This is a genomic window from bacterium (genome assembly GCA_030690305.1).
Lineage (GTDB): Bacteria > Patescibacteriota > Minisyncoccia > Phycocordibacterales > JAGLPS01 > JBBUCK01.
In genome coordinates this window covers 51,077-69,323 of record JAUYHB010000013.1, presented here as the reverse complement: position 1 = coordinate 69,323, position 18,247 = coordinate 51,077, and the positions used below count along the sequence as shown (strand labels likewise).

The 18,247-nt window shown below is 42.7% G+C and carries 18 protein-coding genes; 17 read left to right on the top strand and 1 reads right to left on the bottom strand.

Features of this window, described 5'->3' with window-relative positions; translation table 11 throughout:
* Positions 1 to 204 precede the first annotated feature (204 nt).
* The 11 genes from Q8O71_01480 (at position 205) to Q8O71_01430 (ending at position 11,579) form a co-directional block, all read left to right on the top strand.
* On the top strand, positions 205 to 582 hold the full coding sequence (locus Q8O71_01480) for a hypothetical protein (GenBank protein MDP2705053.1): 378 nt from the start codon (positions 205 to 207) through the stop codon (positions 580 to 582).
* Entirely contained in the window at positions 572 to 1,741 is a 1,170-nt protein-coding gene (locus tag Q8O71_01475; protein MDP2705052.1) for a putative glycoside hydrolase, read from the top strand. Before Q8O71_01480 ends, Q8O71_01475 begins: the two co-directional genes overlap by 11 nt.
* A gap of 67 nt (positions 1,742 to 1,808) precedes the next feature.
* A complete protein-coding gene (locus tag Q8O71_01470; protein ID MDP2705051.1) occupies positions 1,809 to 3,524 on the top strand; it encodes a type IV secretion system DNA-binding domain-containing protein in 1,716 nt (571 codons plus the stop codon).
* Between the two features lie 4 nt (positions 3,525 to 3,528).
* Positions 3,529 to 4,704, top strand: a complete 1,176-nt coding sequence (locus Q8O71_01465) for a PKD domain-containing protein (GenBank protein ID MDP2705050.1) — start codon at positions 3,529 to 3,531, stop codon at positions 4,702 to 4,704.
* Positions 4,701 to 5,942 (top strand): glycosyltransferase family 4 protein, encoded by a 1,242-nt coding sequence (locus Q8O71_01460; GenBank protein MDP2705049.1) that lies wholly within the window; start codon positions 4,701 to 4,703, stop codon positions 5,940 to 5,942. The genes Q8O71_01465 and Q8O71_01460 overlap by 4 nt, the downstream gene beginning before the upstream one ends.
* A 125-nt stretch (positions 5,943 to 6,067) precedes the next feature.
* The gene (locus Q8O71_01455) at positions 6,068 to 7,021 is read left to right on the top strand and encodes an NAD-dependent epimerase/dehydratase family protein (protein ID MDP2705048.1); all 954 of its coding nucleotides are present in this window, start codon (positions 6,068 to 6,070) and stop codon (positions 7,019 to 7,021) included.
* Positions 7,018 to 8,139 (top strand): glycosyltransferase family 4 protein, encoded by a 1,122-nt coding sequence (locus Q8O71_01450; protein MDP2705047.1) that lies wholly within the window; start codon positions 7,018 to 7,020, stop codon positions 8,137 to 8,139. Before Q8O71_01455 ends, Q8O71_01450 begins: the two co-directional genes overlap by 4 nt.
* A 24-nt stretch (positions 8,140 to 8,163) precedes the next feature.
* The gene (locus Q8O71_01445; protein ID MDP2705046.1) at positions 8,164 to 9,075 is read left to right on the top strand and encodes a glycosyltransferase; all 912 of its coding nucleotides are present in this window, start codon (positions 8,164 to 8,166) and stop codon (positions 9,073 to 9,075) included.
* Positions 9,072 to 10,112 carry a glycosyltransferase family 4 protein gene (locus tag Q8O71_01440; protein MDP2705045.1) on the top strand — a complete coding sequence of 347 codons (1,041 nt, stop codon included), beginning with the start codon at positions 9,072 to 9,074 and terminating at the stop codon, positions 10,110 to 10,112. Before Q8O71_01445 ends, Q8O71_01440 begins: the two co-directional genes overlap by 4 nt.
* A gap of 55 nt (positions 10,113 to 10,167) precedes the next feature.
* Positions 10,168 to 11,145, top strand: a complete 978-nt coding sequence (locus tag Q8O71_01435; GenBank protein ID MDP2705044.1) for a GDP-mannose 4,6-dehydratase — start codon at positions 10,168 to 10,170, stop codon at positions 11,143 to 11,145.
* Positions 11,142 to 11,579 (top strand): NUDIX domain-containing protein, encoded by a 438-nt coding sequence (locus tag Q8O71_01430; protein ID MDP2705043.1) that lies wholly within the window; start codon positions 11,142 to 11,144, stop codon positions 11,577 to 11,579. The genes Q8O71_01435 and Q8O71_01430 overlap by 4 nt, the downstream gene beginning before the upstream one ends.
* A 132-nt stretch (positions 11,580 to 11,711) precedes the next feature.
* On the opposite strand, the gene Q8O71_01425 is transcribed toward Q8O71_01430, so the two are convergent.
* Positions 11,712 to 12,395, bottom strand: a complete 684-nt coding sequence (locus Q8O71_01425; GenBank protein MDP2705042.1) for an HD domain-containing protein — start codon at positions 12,393 to 12,395, stop codon at positions 11,712 to 11,714.
* Positions 12,396 to 12,536: 141 nt separating this feature from the next.
* On the opposite strand from Q8O71_01425, the gene Q8O71_01420 reads away from it, so the two are divergent.
* The 6 genes from Q8O71_01420 to Q8O71_01395 are packed head-to-tail and all read left to right on the top strand — an operon-like array spanning position 12,537 to position 18,226.
* Complete coding sequence (locus Q8O71_01420) at positions 12,537 to 13,583, top strand: DegT/DnrJ/EryC1/StrS family aminotransferase (GenBank protein ID MDP2705041.1); 1,047 nt, start codon at positions 12,537 to 12,539, stop codon at positions 13,581 to 13,583.
* 15 nt (positions 13,584 to 13,598) lie between these two features.
* On the top strand, positions 13,599 to 14,384 hold the full coding sequence (locus Q8O71_01415) for a hypothetical protein (GenBank protein MDP2705040.1): 786 nt from the start codon (positions 13,599 to 13,601) through the stop codon (positions 14,382 to 14,384).
* A gap of 40 nt (positions 14,385 to 14,424) precedes the next feature.
* Entirely contained in the window at positions 14,425 to 15,255 is an 831-nt protein-coding gene (locus Q8O71_01410; protein ID MDP2705039.1) for a hypothetical protein, read from the top strand.
* A 30-nt stretch (positions 15,256 to 15,285) separates the two neighbouring features.
* Positions 15,286 to 15,726, top strand: a complete 441-nt coding sequence (locus Q8O71_01405) for a GtrA family protein (GenBank protein ID MDP2705038.1) — start codon at positions 15,286 to 15,288, stop codon at positions 15,724 to 15,726.
* Positions 15,727 to 15,740: 14 nt separating this feature from the next.
* A complete protein-coding gene (locus Q8O71_01400; GenBank protein MDP2705037.1) occupies positions 15,741 to 17,108 on the top strand; it encodes a glycosyltransferase family 39 protein in 1,368 nt (455 codons plus the stop codon).
* A complete protein-coding gene (locus Q8O71_01395) occupies positions 17,105 to 18,226 on the top strand; it encodes a glycosyltransferase family 4 protein (GenBank protein ID MDP2705036.1) in 1,122 nt (373 codons plus the stop codon). Before Q8O71_01400 ends, Q8O71_01395 begins: the two co-directional genes overlap by 4 nt.
* The last annotated feature ends 21 nt before the right edge of the window (positions 18,227 to 18,247 follow it).

The window sequence follows — 18,247 nt, the reverse complement described above, 5'->3', positions numbered from 1 at the left end:
GTGGACAATTCCGATTGTACACAGCGTCCGAGTCGAAGTCGTAACAAAGGATTTAATACCCCGCCCCTCTGGGGCGGGAGAGAGCGAGTCTTCGAGCACCAAATGGGTGCAGGGCTTGCCCTGCGGTTAATACCCTTTATTGCTCAACTAAAGGCCTGTTTTTCTTTTCCTTCCGCCTAAGGTATACTAAAGGGCATCTTCGCTATGAACTTTCTATCCCACCGCTTTCTTTTCATAACGGGTGCCCTTGTTGTTATTATGCCTTTTTTGGGCTTCCCGGCCCTGTGGAAGACGGTATTCTACGTCATTATCGGCCTCTACGTCATTTTTCTATCCTTTTCCTTAAAAGGGCCAAAGCGTTCGACTGGGAAGGCGTGGGTCCTCAGGCGTGAAAAGGCTTTCGTTGAAAATTCCCCATCTGTTGGCGGGAAGAAGAGAGTTATGCGTAAAAAGGTGAAAGAAGAGACAGGAGAAAACATTGTTCCTGCGGCCCCGGTTCCCGAACCCATTTCCCATATCATTAGTGATATAACTCCTCCTGCCACGGAAGAAAAGCAAAACGGGACACTCCATGGCGCGTAGGCATTTCCCCAAAGGGATTATTATCGGGGGTTTTCTTGGTATCATTTTCTTTTTCTTATTTTATTTTGGGGCGACCACCCTATTTTCACTTTCTTACACCGCACATGTGCCACAGGGGGTTGAAGCACCCGTTACCAAACCGAAAGAGATTATCGCTACCCACATAATACTTCCCCGTCCGCTTAAAGCCGTCTACATGACGGCTTGCGTCGCCGGTACGCCATCTTTCAGAAAAAATATTGTCCATCTTATCGATACGACGGAACTTAACGCTGTTATTATCGATATCAAGGATTACAGCGGGGGCATCTCGTTTGAAACCAATGACGCACGTTTTTCCGATGCGGAAGGGGAAAACTGTTTTGCGCAAGACATGCGTGAATTCATCGCTTCGCTTCATGAAAAGGAAATATATGTTATCGGAAGAATCAGCGTTTTTCAGGATCCGGTCATGACAAAATTACGCCCCGATCTTTCGGTTCAAAAGAATGACAGAACTGTTTGGAAGGATTATAAAGGACTGAGTTTTATTGATGTATCGGCCCGTGAATACTGGGACTACATCGTTGCCCTCGGTATACTTTCTTACAAAGCAGGTTTTGACGAACTCAATTTCGACTATATTCGTTTTCCTTCCGACGGCAATATGTCCGATATTTACTATCCGTGGAGTGAACAGATGATTGTTTCAGATCCGGAGTTCGGCAAAGCCCATGCTCTTGAAGCATTCTTTTCGTATCTTAAAGAAAAACTCTCGGGAACCGGGGCGATACTTTCCGCGGACCTGTTTGGTATGACGGCAACAAACTACGACGATCTCAACATCGGACAAGTGCTTGAATACACGCTTCCTTTTTTTGATTTTGTCGCACCGATGGTGTATCCCTCTCATTATCCGAAAACCTTTCTCGGGTTTTCAAATCCCTCCGAAAAACCGTACGAAGTGGTTCGATATTCTCTTGATTCCGCGGTAAAAAGGGCAAGTACAACTCCTGAAAAAATCAGGCCCTGGCTTCAGGATTTTGATTTGGGGGCGGTATATACAAAGGAAATGGTCCGGGCTCAAATTCAAGCGACCTATGATGCCGGGCTTGATTCATGGATGTTGTGGGACGCGGCAAATACGTATACCCCCGGTTCCGCTCTTCCCGACGAATAAACACTTTCACCTTTCGGGAGTTTTAATTTAGCCCTTAAAATTATATAATTTGGGTAAATTTGTTTCTATGCACGATGAAAATAAAGTCATATATTTTGCCGAAACCGATGCACGTGGCAGAAAACAGAAGTTCGGCATAAAACTCAAAGACCGTTCACGTCACGTATATGTCATTGGGAAAACCGGAATGGGTAAGTCCACCATGCTTGAAAACATGGCCATCCAAGATATACAAAACGGTGAAGGCATGGCTTTTGTCGACCCGCATGGCAAGACCGCCGAACTTCTTTTGGATTATGTTCCCGAATCGCGGGCAAAAGACGTTATTTACTTTGCTCCTTTTGATACCGACCATCCCATTTCTTTCAATGTTATGGAGGATGTTGGACCCGACAAACGCCACCTCGTAGCGAACGGCCTGATGAGCGCGTTCAAGAAGATATGGATAGACGCATGGTCGGCGCGCATGGAATATATTTTGGGGAACATTTTGCTGGCTCTTCTTGAATATCCGGACTCAACACTTATCGGTGTTAACCGCATGCTTGCCGACAAAGACTATCGAAACAAAGTTATCGCAAACATCACCGACCCCTCGGTCAAGGCGTTTTGGACCGACGAGTTTGCCCGATATGGAGATAGGTATATGCAAGAAGCCGGTGCGGCTATTCAAAATAAAATCGGACAATTCATTTCAAACCCACTTGTGCGAAACATCATCGGACAGCCGAAATCGACGTTTGATTTGCGAAAAGTGATGGATGAGAAAAAAATACTCATCATCAACCTTTCAAAAGGCCGGGTGGGGGAAGCGAACGCGAATCTTTTGGGAAGCATGCTTATTACCAAAATATATCTCGGGGCGATGTCAAGGGCGGATGCAAGCGAAAACCAAATGAAAAGTCTTCCGCCGTTCTATCTTTTTGTCGACGAATTCCAGTCGTTTGCGAACGAATCGTTTGCCGACATTCTTTCGGAATCGAGAAAATACAAACTGAGCCTTACTATAGCGCATCAGTATATCGAGCAGATGTCCGAAGAAGTGCGCGCCGCTGTCTTTGGAAACGTGGGCACGATGGTTATTTTCCGTGTTGGTGCCTATGACGCCGAAGTTCTAGAAAAAGAATTTTCTCCGGAGTTTACACTCGAGGACATGGTGAACCTCGGCTTCACCCAAATCTATCTGAAGCTGATGATTGAGGGAGTCACTTCTCCTCCATTCTCCGCCACCACTCTTCCTCCGATTGACCGCCCTTCGACATCATACAAGGACAAGATTATCGAACACTCGCGCCAGGCATTCGCTCAGACACGGACTACTGTCGAGGAATATATCAGAAACTGGCACGAACCCATCAAAAAGGAAGAAAACAACAAACGTCCCGCATTTAACAACCAACAGGCAAGACCTGTGGAAGAAAAACGGCCGAATCCTTTTTCTGCGCTTCGCTCCGGAGAAAATAGTGTGCCAGTGAAAAAATATCCGGTGCCTCCGTCCTCTTCTCCTGTGCCTATCCCCACGCCCGTTCCTGTATCTCTCAACACTCTTTCTCCTGCATATCAGCAAAAGAAAAAAGAAAATAAAGGACCGACGCAAAAAAGTCTCTCCGAACTTAAAGAAGCGCTTGCGGATGTTTTGGCAAAAAGCGAAAAAGAAGAGCCGGCAGAGCCCAAGAAAGAATCAACGGAATCCAAACCGCCCGTAGAAGGCACAGGGAAGTCTGGACATCCCAAAGAAATTCCGGAATCTACCTTAAAAAAAGTTCTGGAAGACGATAAATAACACTATGCGTTTTTTCGTTCCACTTCTCCTTCTTTTTCCTTTGCATTCCTTTGCCGCACTTGAAATAACCGAAATTATGTATGACTTGCCGTCTCCGGGATCGGATACGGGAAGGGAATGGGTGGAGATATATAATCAGGGACCGGAAGATGTTGTCCTTTCCGGGGGTCAGGACGGATGGAGATTTAATGATGGCTCAAACCATTTATTCAATGAACCCTCAGTGGAAAACGGTGGACAGGGTTCATTTACGATTTCACCCGGAACATTTTTTATTCTCGCGGCTGACGCACACCAATTTATTGTTGATCACTCTGGTTTTTCCGCGACAATTATAGACACGGCAATGAGCTTAAAGAATACCAATACAACGGTAAGTCTTATTGACGCCGAAGGTCTTGTACGCGACTCCGCAGCGTATTCGGAAACAATGGGAGCAAAAGGAGACGGTAATTCCCTGCAAAAAATAAATGGGACATGGGGTGCTTCATCTCCGACGCCGGGAATGACAAATACATCCTCTGCGGATTCGCCGGTACCTTCCACCACGGACACAAATTCAACGGAACAGTCTTCGACACAGACGCCTTTATTCGTGCTCTCTGCCTCTATTACGAGTGGTACGCAAACAACTATCGGTAAACCGATAATATTTGAAGGGCAGGCAAAAAAAGACAATGACCTGTTTACCTCAGCTCAATACATATGGACATTTGGAGACGGGCAGGGAAGTGAGGGGAAAAATGTCTCCCATACCTACACGTCCAAAGGAACATACACGGTTGCGTTAAATGTATTTTACGAAGGACAAACTGCTTCCGATACGATTTCAGTTACCGTTTCGGAAGAGCAATTACAAGAAACCCCACCAATCCAGTCTACTTCTCAAATCACAGATTCCCCTCCTTCACCTCAGGAAGAAAAAATTGATGAAAAAACTCCATCCGTATCGGAGAAAAAAACAACAAAACAAGCATATGTTCTTCCCGAAAAATCTGCTAGTATAACGCCTGAAAGTATTGTGTCTGAAACAGAACAAACCGCCGCTCTTGCGGCTAAAGAAAGCCCTCTTATGCCATGGCTCGTAGGCCTTGGCGCGGTTGTCGGTATCCCGATCGCCTTTATCTTTTTTGCAAAGCCGAAAAAAAATGAGGCGGACGAAATAACAATAATTGAATGAAACAGGGAGCAAACACTATCAAACATTTTGACGGAATGAAACGCATTCTTATTTTTTCTCTTACGTATTTTCCGTATGTCGGAGGCGCGGAGGTTGCCGTAAAAGAATTAACCGACCGCATGGGAAACAATTTTGAATTCGACATGATTACTTTACGTATCGATCGGGCGCTCCCTGCAGTTGAAGATATCGGAAACGTGCGGGTGCACCGTATCGGTTTTGCCGGCGACGCGCCGAATCACTCAGTCATTGCGTTTCCTTTTTCCATAAACAAATATTTGTTTCCTTTTCTTGCGTTTTTCAAAGCACTCTGGATGCACGCGGGAAAACGATATGACGCGGTGTGGTCAATCATGGCCGCGTATGCGGGCCTCGCCGCTTTATTCTTCAAGCTTGTCCATTTCCGCATTCCCTTTCTCCTTAATCTTCAAGAAGGGGATTCTGTTGAGCACATACATCGCCGTATGAACATTCTTTTGCCGCTTTTCCGTCTTATTTTCAAAAAAGCCGATTATATACACGCTATCTCGCATTTTCTTGCGGCTCACGCAAAATCGGAAGGTTTTTCAAAAACAGCGGAAGTTATTCCGAACGGAGTGGATGTCGCCCGATTTTTCAAAGGGTATGCCACGATAGAGCTTGCCGAATTGCGTACACGCCATAATTTGCCTGCGGACGAAAAAACAAAATTTCTTATTACCACTTCACGACTCGTCCCTAAAAATGCCGTAGCCGACACAATCCGGTCACTTTCGTTTTTGCCCGAATACGTACACCTTCTTGTCGTAGGAGACGGTCCCGAGAGAAACTCCCTTGAAATTCTTGCGAAGGAGAAAAAGATTAAAGGAAGAACGCATTTCATCGGAGCCGTTCCGTATGAAGAAATTCCAAAATACCTCTCGCTCGGGGATATTTTTGTCCGTCCATCGATTTCCGAAGGTCTTGGAAATTCTTTTCTTGAGGCAATGGCCGCGGGAATCCCCGTTATCGGAACTCCTGTTGGAGGAATTGTTGATTTTCTTTTTGACCCGGATGCAAATCCCGACCACGAACCCACCGGCCTGTTTTGCGAAACCAGAAATCCTCAAAGTGTCGCTTCGAAAGTTACACGCCTCCTGGAAGACGCTTCCCTTTCAGGACAGATTTCGGCAAACGCCAAAAATCTCGTCTGTGATAAATATTACTGGAATGGCATTGCCGAAGACCTCACACGCGGGTTTCAGAGAACTCTGTCCTGATTACGAATTTAAAAAATTCGAATCTTTATTTTAGCTTTATTTATAGGCCTTTTTGTGATAAATTGTGGGAACAAACTTCCATTAAGCCGTGCGATTAAACGGCCACACATGGGGCACAAAATAAGATGAAAATTTTGGTGACGGGAGTAGCCGGTGCAATAGGTTCTCACTTAGCTGAGCGCCTTTTAGGCTTGGGGCATGAAGTTGTCGGCATTGACGCGTTAACCGATTATTATTCTCCGGAAATCAAAAAAATTAACGCAAAAGATGTTGAAGAAAAAGGCGGGAAGATTTTTTTTAAAAATTTAGTTAACGACCCTATTGATAATATTGTAAGAGGTGTCGATGTTATTTTTAACATGGCAGCGCAGCCGGGCATTTCCGCAACCACGCCATTTGAGGACTATTTGAACAACAACATTGTTGCAACGGAACGCTTGCTTCAATCATCCAAAAAATCTTCTAAACTTAAAATGTTTTTTCAGGCATCTACGTCTTCAGTATACGGAGTGCGTGCCGACGGTGATGAGACAACGGAACCAAAGCCTACATCCTATTATGGTGTAACCAAGCTTGCCGCGGAACAGCTCGCGATGTCATATTATCGTGACCTCGAAATCCCTGTTTCGGTTTTAAGATTCTTCTCGGTATATGGAGAGCGGGAGCGCCCGGAAAAGTTTTATCATCGTCTCATCAAATCAATCTTAGAAAACAAAGAAGTATCCTTTTTTACGGGCAGCGAGTACCACGTTCGTAGCTATACATATGTCGGAGATATCGTTGACGGCTGTATTTTGGCGCTTAACAATTTGGAAAAAGTTAATGGTGAAATTTTCAATATGGGAAGCGATAAAACGGCGACAACCGGAGAAGGAATGCAAATAGTCGAAAAAATTATGGGACAAAAAGCAAAACTCAAAATCCTTCCCCGCAGACGGGGGGATCAGTTTGAGACATCGGCTCATATCGGGAAAATCAAAGCCCTGTTGGGATATAGTCCTCGGGTTTCTTTGGAGGAGGGTTTGGCGGCTGAAATAAAATGGTACAAGGGAAAAATTTTTAATAAGATAAAGCAATGAACAAAAATAAAAAAATCCTCATCGCAACTCCGTTATACCCTCCGCAAGTGGGAGGACCCGCAACACGCACCGCTCTTCTGGAGAAAAAATTTCCAGAACTTGGATTTCCTATATCTATTGCCAAATTTGGCGACGTGCTGCGTTTCCCGAAGATTGTAAGGCATATTTTTTATTTCTTTCTCGTTTTATTCAAAGGCATTCGGGCGGATATTATCCTTGCCCAAGATCCGGTGAGCGTCGGGCTGCCGTCACTGTTTGCGGCAAAAATACTTAGGAAAAAATTCGTGCTTATTATTGTCGGTGACTATGCGTGGGAGCAAGGGTCTCAAAGATCTGGAGTGACCGACCTTCTCGATGCTTTCTCGACGGAATATGACAAATACCCTCTTTTGGTGCGTATTTTGAAAAAAACTCAATTTTTTGTCGCGTATCATGCGGATAAAATCATTGTTCCAAGTTTTTATCTCAAAAAAATCATTATAAATTGGGGCATTGGGAAAGATAAAATAAATGTTGTCTATAATTCTTTCGACGCTCCGTCACTTCCGGGAGAAAAAGAATCAATACGCAAGAAACTGGGACTCACCGGCCATATGCTGGTAAGCGCCGGCCGTCTCGTCCCATGGAAGGGGTTTGCCAAACTCATCACATTTGTAATGCCAAAGCTCATTTCCAAATATCCGGATACCAGACTTTATATTGTCGGTGAAGGACCGGATAAATCCTATCTGGAAACATTGATTAATCAAAATAAGATGGATAAGAATATCGTACTCATAGGCAGGAAGCCGCAGGGTGAACTTTTTGAATATATAAGAGCCGCTGATGCATTTGTATTGAATACTTCCTATGAAGGAATGTCGCATCAGCTCCTCGAGGTTATGGCGCTTGAAACCCCGATAGTAACAACAGATGCCGGAGGGAATAAGGAAATAATTGTCGATGGGGTAAACGGCATGCTCACTCGTTACGATGAAGGAGACAAAATTACCGATGCAATTCTTCGAGTATTTGAAGACAAGAACTGGACACAGCAGCTTGTTTTAAACGGCAAGCAGAAAATAAAAGATTTCAGTGAGGAAAGGATGCTGTCGGAACTTGCAAAAGAACTTGGTTAAGAAAGTATTGAACGTATTAAATATATGAAAGTTTTAGTAATTACAGGAGATAAAAATTTTGCCCCGGGACATCCGCGTTTTGACCTCCAGGCAAAAAGTGTTGAAAAGCTGTCCACGGTTTTCTGGGGGAATGGTTCAATATGGCCAAAAATCCCCGAGGGAAAATTTGATGTGGTTACGTCGCAGGATCCTTTTTGGCGAGGTCTTTTCTCGTGGTTAATTGCACGCCGTATCAACGCAAGGTTCAATGTTCAGGTGCATGCTGATCTTTCTTCACAAAGTTTTTTAAAGAATTTGATTGCCCGCTTTGTTCTTAAACATGCCGATTCTATTAGAGCTGTTTCGCAAAGGATTAAAGAACAAGTGGAAGATACTGGTACTACTAAACCCATATTTGTCCTTCCTGTATATGTTAATTGGGAACATTTTCAAAAAGTTTCTCAGAATTATATAAACAGACGTATTTCAGATCCACTGCCTACGCTGCTTTGGTTGGGAAGATTCGAAGGCGAAAAGGATCCATTGTTTGCACTATCTGTTTTCAGAAGAGTATATAAAGAGGTGCCAAATGCAAAACTTATAATGCTTGGCTCCGGTTCTTTGGAGAAAATATTAAGGAAAGAGGCAAAAGGATTACCCGTCGAATTTCCGGGATGGTGCGATCCGACTCCTTATTTACTGGAGACACGCATTGTTTTTTCCACATCACATGCTGAAAGCTGGGGGATGAGTATCGTTGAAGCACTTTCTATTGGTGTTCCTGTTATATCTCCTGATGTAGGTATTGCAAGAGAAGCCGGGGCCATCGTTGTTCCGCGAGAGAAACTTGCCGAAACTATTATTGACACACTAAGTTCAAATGCACACGGGAAGCTCACACTCCAGCTTCTTTCGAAAGAGGAATGGGCGGAAGCGTGGAAAAAAACACTTATATGAAGCTTTTAATTTTGACACAAAAGGTAGATAAGAACGACAGCATGCTCGGCTTTTTCCACCGATGGATAGAAGAATTTTCCAAACACTCTGAGCAATTGACAGTTGTGTGTTTGCAGGAAGGGGAACACAGTCTTCCGGAAAATACCAGAGTATTTTCTCTTGGAAAAGAAAAAGGAAAATCAAAGTTCAAGTACATATTTAATTTTTACAAATACATTATTTTAGAAAGGAAAAACTATGACGCGGTATTTGTGCACATGAATCAGGAATATGTATTACTCGGATGGAAACTGTGGAAACTGATGGGAAAGAAAATAATTCTTTGGAGGAATCATTCGCAAGGTAATTTTCTTACAGATATGGCGGTATTTCTCTCCAATGCGGTTTGTTGTACCTCCAAATCTTCCTATACCGTGCGCTTCAAAAAAACAAAAATCATGCCGGTCGGTATTGATGAGGAAGTCTTCAAAAAAAATCCTTCAATACAAAAGAACAACCAAGCTATTCTTTCTTTGGGCAGAATATCTCCGGTTAAGAAAATAGACGTGCTCATTTCGGCACTCGTTCTTCTTGATGAAAGGGGGATAGATTTCAAGGCCGCAATTTATGGCGATACCCCTAAGCGTGATGCGGCGTATAGCGAACAGTTACGGAAACAAGGAAAAGTACTTCTCTCAAAAAACAAGTTGGAATTTCATGAGGGTATTCCCAACAGCAAAGTTCCCGACATATTCAATACTTACGGTATATTTGTAAATTTGACGCCTACAGGAAGCTTTGACAAGACAATATTGGAAGCGATGGCCTGTGAGTCATTAACGGTGTTTTCGAACAATTTCATTTCCGACGCGGTGTTTCAAAAAACCCTGGTCAAACAGGATGATGCGGTTTCACTTGCTTCTATTTTGGAATCTGTTCTCCAGAACGGAGATTCCGGCGAGTATGAAGAAATAAGAAAGAAGGGGAGAGCATACGTGCTTTCACACCACACGCTTTCACGCCTTGCACAAGACATCTCAGCGCTTTTAATGCCTTAGCATAACCGGTATTTCTTTTGCAATCTTGTAAAAAATACGTTATATTCCAAAAATTATGATTGTTACCTTAATACGAACTATTCAGGCGAAAATACTTCAATTACTGCGAACCTTCGGCGGCAAAAAGGGAAAAACACCAAAAATTCTCATCACTGGCGGGCTTGGTTTTATTTTTTCTCATGTTACGGAATATTTTGTTGGGAAAGGCTGGGAGGTTGTAGTGATTGACAATCTTTCCGAAGGAAGCCGCCCGGAAATCATTGACGGTTCTTTTACGCATTACCATTACCACATGGCTGACCCAAAAGTCGTTGGCATTATTCTCACGGAAAAACCCGACTATATCATTCATGCCTCATCTGTTACCGATGTCGACTACTCAATTCGCGAACCGTATCGAACACTGCGTAAAAATATTTTGAGCACCTTGCATGTATTTGAAGCGTGCCGCAACCTTCCACACCTTAAAAAGATTTTGTATGTTTCTACCGATGAGGTGTATGGAGAATGTGAACACCGTATGCGCGAAGACGAAATCATACTTCCCAAAAACCCTTATTCGTGTGCCAAAGCCACAGGCTCTCTCATACGGGTTTCCTACGAAAATACCTACCCGACTCTTAAGAATAAAACCGCCGAAACACGTTTCTGCAATGTTTTTGGACCCCGTCAGGACAGCACAAAAATCATGGCTGCCATAAAAAAAAGTATTGAAGAAGGATATTCCATCCCGCTTCACGAGGAAGGGAAGGGATATCGCGAATATATCTACATAAAAAACATTCCGCCGGCGGTCGACCTCATCCTTGAAAAAGGACTCGGGGTATTCAACGTAACGTTGAATGACGGATTTACCGCGAAGGAACTTATTGAGAAAGTGCAGAAGGTAACCGGAAAAAAAATAAAGACCCATACTTCTCATCGCCCGGGAATGGATATGAAATACCAAATGGATAATTCGCGGATAAAAATGCTTGGGTGGAAGCCGCTGTATTCATTTGAAGAAGGATTACAAGAATACCTATTACCATGAAAAAAATACAAAAAATTCCTCTGAAAGAATTTAACAAGATATATTCACGCGTTCCCCGTCTCTGCATCGAAGCCTGCATTATTAATTCCCAAGGGATTATTTTAACAAAACGCAATATTAGGCCGGCAAAAGGGAAATGGCATTTCCCAGGAGGGACTCTAATGCTTAAAGAAAGGCTTATGGATGCAGTTAAACGTATTGCATTTAGGGAAACAGGTTTGAAAGTGGAACCTAAAAAGATACTCGGAATTATTGAATATCCTAATTTTAAAGGAGACATAGGCCACCCCATAAGCATCTGTTTCTTGGCTGTGATTAAGGGCGGGACTCTACAGCATGATGGGGATGCGACAGACATTCGTTTCTTCAAGAAATTGCCCCGTCCGATAATAAAGGAGCACGCGGATTTCATTTCAAAAAATATTAAACTATAAAGGATAGTAATCCTTTGTTACGACTTCACTCGCGAATCATGTAAAAGCAAATCTTTTACGCGATGTCGCTCGCTTGTCGTAATAAAAAAACGGGAGCAGAATTTCTGCTCCCGTTCTGGTTGGAATTTCACTTTAAAGTGAAATTCCAACCAGGTCTAACTCCTCATAACTTCTCTCAAGAGATTTGATAAAGTAATCAAGCCTCTTAACATACTTCATCGCAAGCTCTTTTGCCTTAGGCATGCGAAGCTTAGGAGTATATTCCGCAACATTGTTGCGGAGATCGTCCAGAACACTTTTTGGTTCGTGGTACGTTGTTTTCGGATTTCTTTTGCCTTCCAAGTATTCAAGCTCAAGGGCGGGGATATCTGACAATAACTGGCCTGCTCGGATTATGACTGCCGGCATCAGATTTGCCAGACGGTCGGCATCCATCAGCACGTGCTGTGTGACAGATTGATCATCTTGGTTTAACTCCTCATGGCGATAAGCAGAAAGGAAGATTTCCTCTTTCTCTTCGGAAGTGAAGTATCTTTCCGGAAGAGACTTGAGATTGGCTCTCATATGGGCCTCTTCCTTCTCCTTGTTTCCTTTTTCAACCAATCTGTCGGTCGAGTGAAGCATTGCCGCACACCAGGCTTTTTCCGCCGTTCTTTCGTCCGGTGCGATCATGACCGCAATCTGGGCGACTGTGACGTCGTGGTCCAAGCCGTGTCCGCGGTGGGCACGCTTCGACTGTTCATGGCCATCTCTTACAACGACATAAAACTCCCTGAATTTTTTTCTTAAATCCTCAAAGGAATTTTTCACTCGCACACCCCTCTCCTTTACGTGTTAGAAGTTATTTTCAAAGTTCTGAAACGCATTATATCACAAAAACTGCTCTTGTCAAAGGTATCTTCTCTAAATGATGAGGGTAGAGCGCCCTGACTTTGTGTGATAAAATTGCTTTATTCTATGAGGAAAATAAAGCTTTTTAAGCCCTATGTAAGCTGGTATGCCGTCTGGAATGCCGTAAAAACGCTTCGGAGCGGCCAACTTGCCGAAGGACCGCGTGTCAAAGAGTTTGAGAAGAAGTTTGGCGAAAAGTTTAATACGGAGCATGTTTGTAGTCTCAATTCCGGCACAACTGCTCTTGAGTTAGCCTACGAACTTGCTGGAATAAACGAAGGTGATGAAGTTATCACTCCGATTCTTACGTGTACCGCAACAAACATTCCTTTGGTCCGCCGAAAAGCAAAAATCGTTTTTGCTGATATTGAAAACGACCTCAATATTTCGGTAAGTGATGTTGAGAAAAAAATAACACCAAAAACAAAAGTGATTGTCTTCGTGCATTTTGGTGGAAACAACAGGGGATTAAAAGAACTTGTGGAACTGGCAAAGAGAAAAAATATTCTCCTTATTGAGGACGCCGCTCAAGCTGTCGGGTCCGATTACTGGGGAAAAGCCGATTTTACTTGCGTCTCTTTGCAGGCGATTAAAATACTTACATCAGGGGACGGCGGAATTTTAATATGCAAAGATGTCGAACTCGACAAGAAAGCGCGCCGACTGCGATGGTTCGGGTATGACCGTGATTTAAAACAAAAACAAGGAGATGCTGACCTTGTAGAGGCGGGATATAAATATCATATGAATGACGTGAACGCCGCGATTGCTTTGGGGAATTTGAAAGTTATTGATTCTCTCATTACTCACCGTAAAGGGCTGATAGAAGAGTATAGAAAACATGGCATCGACGCCCATATCTGGTTTGCGACAGTGTTTACGACAAAGAGAGACGAATTAAAAAAATATCTTGCCGAGAATGGAATTGAAAGCGGTGTTTATCACTATAGAAATGACAAGTACACGATTTTCGGTGGGAAGAAATCTTTCCCCAATATGGACAGGTTGGAAAACGAATATCTTGTTTTGCCGCTTCATCATGATGTTTCAGTCAATGATGTCCGCCGAATTGCTTATGTGATTGATACATTTAACTCTCTGAATAATTCTTGATGATTGACGAAAGTCATGATTAAGATTCTCAAATATATAAACAGCTTACCGTTCCCTGTTACGGTCAAACATTATGTTTCTTTTGGAGTTGCTGATCCTTATTTAGAGAATATACATGGAGAAAAAGACGCTGTAAGACGATGGCAAATACTTCGGGACAAACATCCGCGATATCGAATACCGAAAGATAGGGAAACGTGGCTTAAGGATCTTTCATTGCGGAAAGACGGACAGGACGACAAGCTCCCGGAACGCGTTGAGGCGCTTGCTACTCTCATTGAAAAAGAGGGGATAAGGACTTTCTACTCAGTTGGTTCCGGAGGGGGCGTGTTTGAATATTTTCTCAAAAAAAGAATACCGTCTCTTAAAATTGTGGCATCTGAATACACACAAGAAGGCGTGGAACGGCTACGAAGCGTCTTTCTTGAGTGCGATAAGGTGAATTTTTTTGATGCTCTCAATGACATAAGTTGGGTGAACATCGGTGCGGACAAAAATAGCATTGTGTTTATTTATCGCAACGAGCGTGAGTTTTCGGACAAACAATGGAGACAAATATTTCGTGCAATGCATAAGGCTGGAGTAAAGAGGGTATTTTTAGGGCTTATGAATATGCTTACCTTCCTTGCCTTCGCGCAAGAAAAAATACGAAACCTAAAGCACCGTTTTCGAGGCGAAAAGCTCAATTTTGTTGGTTTTTTGAGGAGTCGGTATACATTTAGAAGTTTTTGGAAAGGCTTGTATACTGATACAGAGATCTATTTTCCCAACTGCCGAGGGATATATCTTAAACGAATCTAAGAACTATAGGGGTTATTTTGTTAATTTTTAAAATTTTACTATGAAAAAACTAGCGGTTATAGCGGGCGGATGGCATTTCCCGATAGGGTTTTTTGAGCAAATCGCGCAACAGAAAGTGCCGGCCGGATGGCAAGTTGACATGTTCGTTGTTTCGCACAGAGATCCTTCCTACGCTATAGAGGAAAAAAAAGATGTATTACCTCAATTGGGATATGACCGCCGCAGTCTCTATGACCGTCTTTTGTACCGCAAAGTCGCGACGGTGGCAGAAATTGAAGCTTTAGGATGGAAATATTCGCTTGAACCAAATACTATGGGCGATTTCGGTAATACAAACCAATGGCTCGAGAAAAACGATTATAAGCAATATGACAAATTGCTTATAACACATGACGATAATTTTATCCTGACTGACCAGATGTTTATGGACCTCCTGCCTCAGGAAGATTGGCTTATCCTGACGAATTCAACCGGGAATGCCCAGAGGAGATTACGACAATGGCTCGGACTTCCAAAGCCGTTCGGACTTCGCGGCTCATTTGAATTTTTCACGCGTGAAATGATGGACAAGCTCGGAGGGTCATTCGATTTATCGCGAACGACACTTACTCGCGAGGGGCAATTTACTACGACACTTGATATGAAAGAGTTGACCGATTGGAACCAAAATGATAAACCGCTTCGAGATCTCATAATGGAGAACAATCTTCTTCCCAGAGTAAAATCGTTGTCGCCTTTTTACCGTATGAGCAAATATTGTCTGGAAGGAGAACGGGGATATATTTTTAAAACAGAGTGGTCAAACACCAAAGAAGAGGAAAAAGGGCTTGATATGGTGGAAAAACACTACGGGAAGAAGATGGCCGTATAAGGGGTTTCTCTGTGCTACAATAGGCGAATAGTGAAATTCTTGATTGACCAATTTAGGGATTTTCGTGTTGTCTTCAAATACGGCGTTTCCGGGTGTATTGCGGCCGGTTCTCAGGTTGGTATGCTCGCCCTATTTGTTGAGGTGTTCGGCATCTCCTATCTTGTGGGCGTTGTATGGGCTTTTATATTTTCCGCTTTTGTCTCCTTTGGGTTTCAGAAGTTTTGGACATTCAAAGACCACTCTCTCCATAGAGTACACTTTCAGATGATCCAATATGTATTTTTGGCAGGGGGGATGCTTGCGCTTAACGTGGCTTTTATGTATTTTTTTGTAGACATAGTGCATATCTGGTATATCGTTGCGCAGATTCTTACCATTGGAATCACAGCAGTTGTCTCTTTTTTGTTCAACAAAATATTTATTTTTAGCAGGGAAGAGGTTCAGCCGATTCCATATAACGAAAAAGAATAAAGCTCCTCTCTTTGATGTATTTCCTCAAAAAGTATAAAATCCCACTTTTTATTTTTCTACTCGCTTTGTCTGCGAGAGTCGTTTTGTTTTTTATTAACTTGTCTGCTTATGGAGGGGATTTTGAAGGTACGATACACGGTTCCGACTGGTACTTCGAGGTTGCCAAAAACATTACCAATGGAATCGGTTTTTCCCTGTTTCCTGGCAGGCCAAGTCCCATTCATGTGCCTTTGTACCCACTCTTTCTCTCATCATCTCTGTTTTTGTTCGGTAACTTCGTGTTTGCTGTAATTGCACAAATCATCATGGGTTCTTGCATTCCCGTTTTGGGAAGAATGCTTTCCCTCAAACTCATTCCGTCCGAAAAAATCGCCCTTTTTGTAGGCATTGCGCTCGCTCTGGAACCTAACCTTATGCTTTTTTCGTCGATCTTTTTTAGCGAAACGCTGTTTATTTTCCTCTTTTTGCTTTTCATACTTTCTTTCATTTCTTATCTTGAAAAGGGTAGTGTCAAATTGCTTCTACTTAGCGTATTTTTTTTGGGAATATCAGCACTTACAAAACCCGCAGTCCAGTTTTTTCCAATCTTCCTAATCCCGATTATGTGGTGGGTTTCCAGGAAAAATGTTTCATTTAAAAAAATAATCTCGCACAGTCTGCTTTTTCTAATAATCTTTCTTTCAATGCTCTCGCCGTGGCTCTATAGAAATTATAAAGTCTTTGGGACACCCGGGATGACTGTCATACCTTCTCTCAATCTCTATTTCACATTCGTGCCTTCGGTTTTAGCAGTGCATAACAATACGAGTTTTGCCTTAGAGCAGAAAAAGCTCTTGGAGAGCCCGGGAATTCATTCGGAAATTTTGACATTTAAAAATGCTTCCCAATTTAATAAAGCAGCTATTGAGATAATAAATCCCTACCCAAAGGAAATTGCGCAGGTTGTGGCTATAAACATGTTTACTTTTTTTACACATGACGGCATGCTCACGGTCCTTCAAAATGCCGGCATCACTCCGCACATGCCTCTCTCTAAACCGGCCATCATGCTCCTCTTCTCTTCCCCCGTTGAATTTGTAAAAACAGTTTACTCCTACGCATTTTCACCTTTTATTCTCGTTCTTTTAATGAGGTTGTTCTGGGTTGCGGTGACGGTGTCTTTTTTTGTCGGGTGTGCTAGGCTTTTGCGCGAAAAAAAGATAACTGCTCCTGTGGCTGTTTCATTGATTATTATCCTGTATTTTGTGGTTACCACACCTTCCAATGGTCTGACGGCAAATGCACGGTTTCGTCTTCCTGTAGTTCCGATACTGTTAACTATTGCCGCGTATCCATTCCTTCGGGAAAAAGAAAAGCAAATTTTTCAATCAAAGAACGTATGAAAATCGTTTACATTGTAAATACCCGGATGCCGAACCAGCGGGCGCACGGTTTTCAAATAGCTAAGACCTGTGAAAAATTTGCCGCTCTCGGAAATGAAGTCTCTCTTCTGTATCCATACAGGAAAAACGATCTTACCGAAGATATTTTTGATTATTATGGTGTGCAAAGAAATTTCAAAACAGAAACGCTTGGTTCCGTTGATTTTATACTCATGAGCCGTTTTCTCGGTGTCCTGGCGTTTTATCTTCAGTCGGTTTGGTTTTCTTTTGCGCTTATTTTTAAAAAATTCGATGAGGATTCGATTGTCTACACGCGTGATATTTTTGTTGCTTTTATTTTTCAAGTAAAAAAATACGAGACGATTTATAATGTACATAACTGGTCAAAGAAAAGGGAAATTTTTTCAAGACTTTTAAACAAGGAGATAAAAGTGGTGTGCAACTCGGAAGGGACTAAAAGGAAAATAGTGGAAAACGGCTTTAAAAGGGTAATTGCCGTGCCAAACGGTGTTGATATTGAAGAGTACGACATGACCGCAGACAGAGAAAATATTCGACGGAAACTTAATTTACCGGTCGACAAAAAGATAGCGATGTATGTCGGAAATTTATATCGATGGAAAGGCGTAGACACGCTTATCGAAGCTGCCAGAGCAATACAAGACCCAGATATTTTATTTGTTATTGTAGGGGGGGATGAAGATGATTTAAAAACATATTCCCAAAAAGCAGACGGTATAAAAAATATCTTATTTGCGGGACACAAGCAGAAAAAGGAAATTCCCTTATATTTAAAATCATCAAACGTCCTGCTGCTTCCTAACAGCGCAGCTACCGAAGAATCAGTGCATCATACGTCACCGATAAAAATGTTTGAATATATGGCTAGCGGCGTTCCCATTGTCGCTTCAGATCTGCCGTCGGTCAAAGAAGTGCTCAACGAGGGTAATGCTATTCTTGTAACACCCGACGACCCGGCGTCTCTTGCAGAAGGCATACGGAAAGTCCTTGAGAATCAAACGGACGCTTTGGCAAAAGCACAGCATGCGTATGAGGATGTCAAAAAATACACATGGAGAGAGTATGCGGTAAAAATTATGAATTTTCTTAAATCGTAGTATGTATTCAATTCTTCAAAA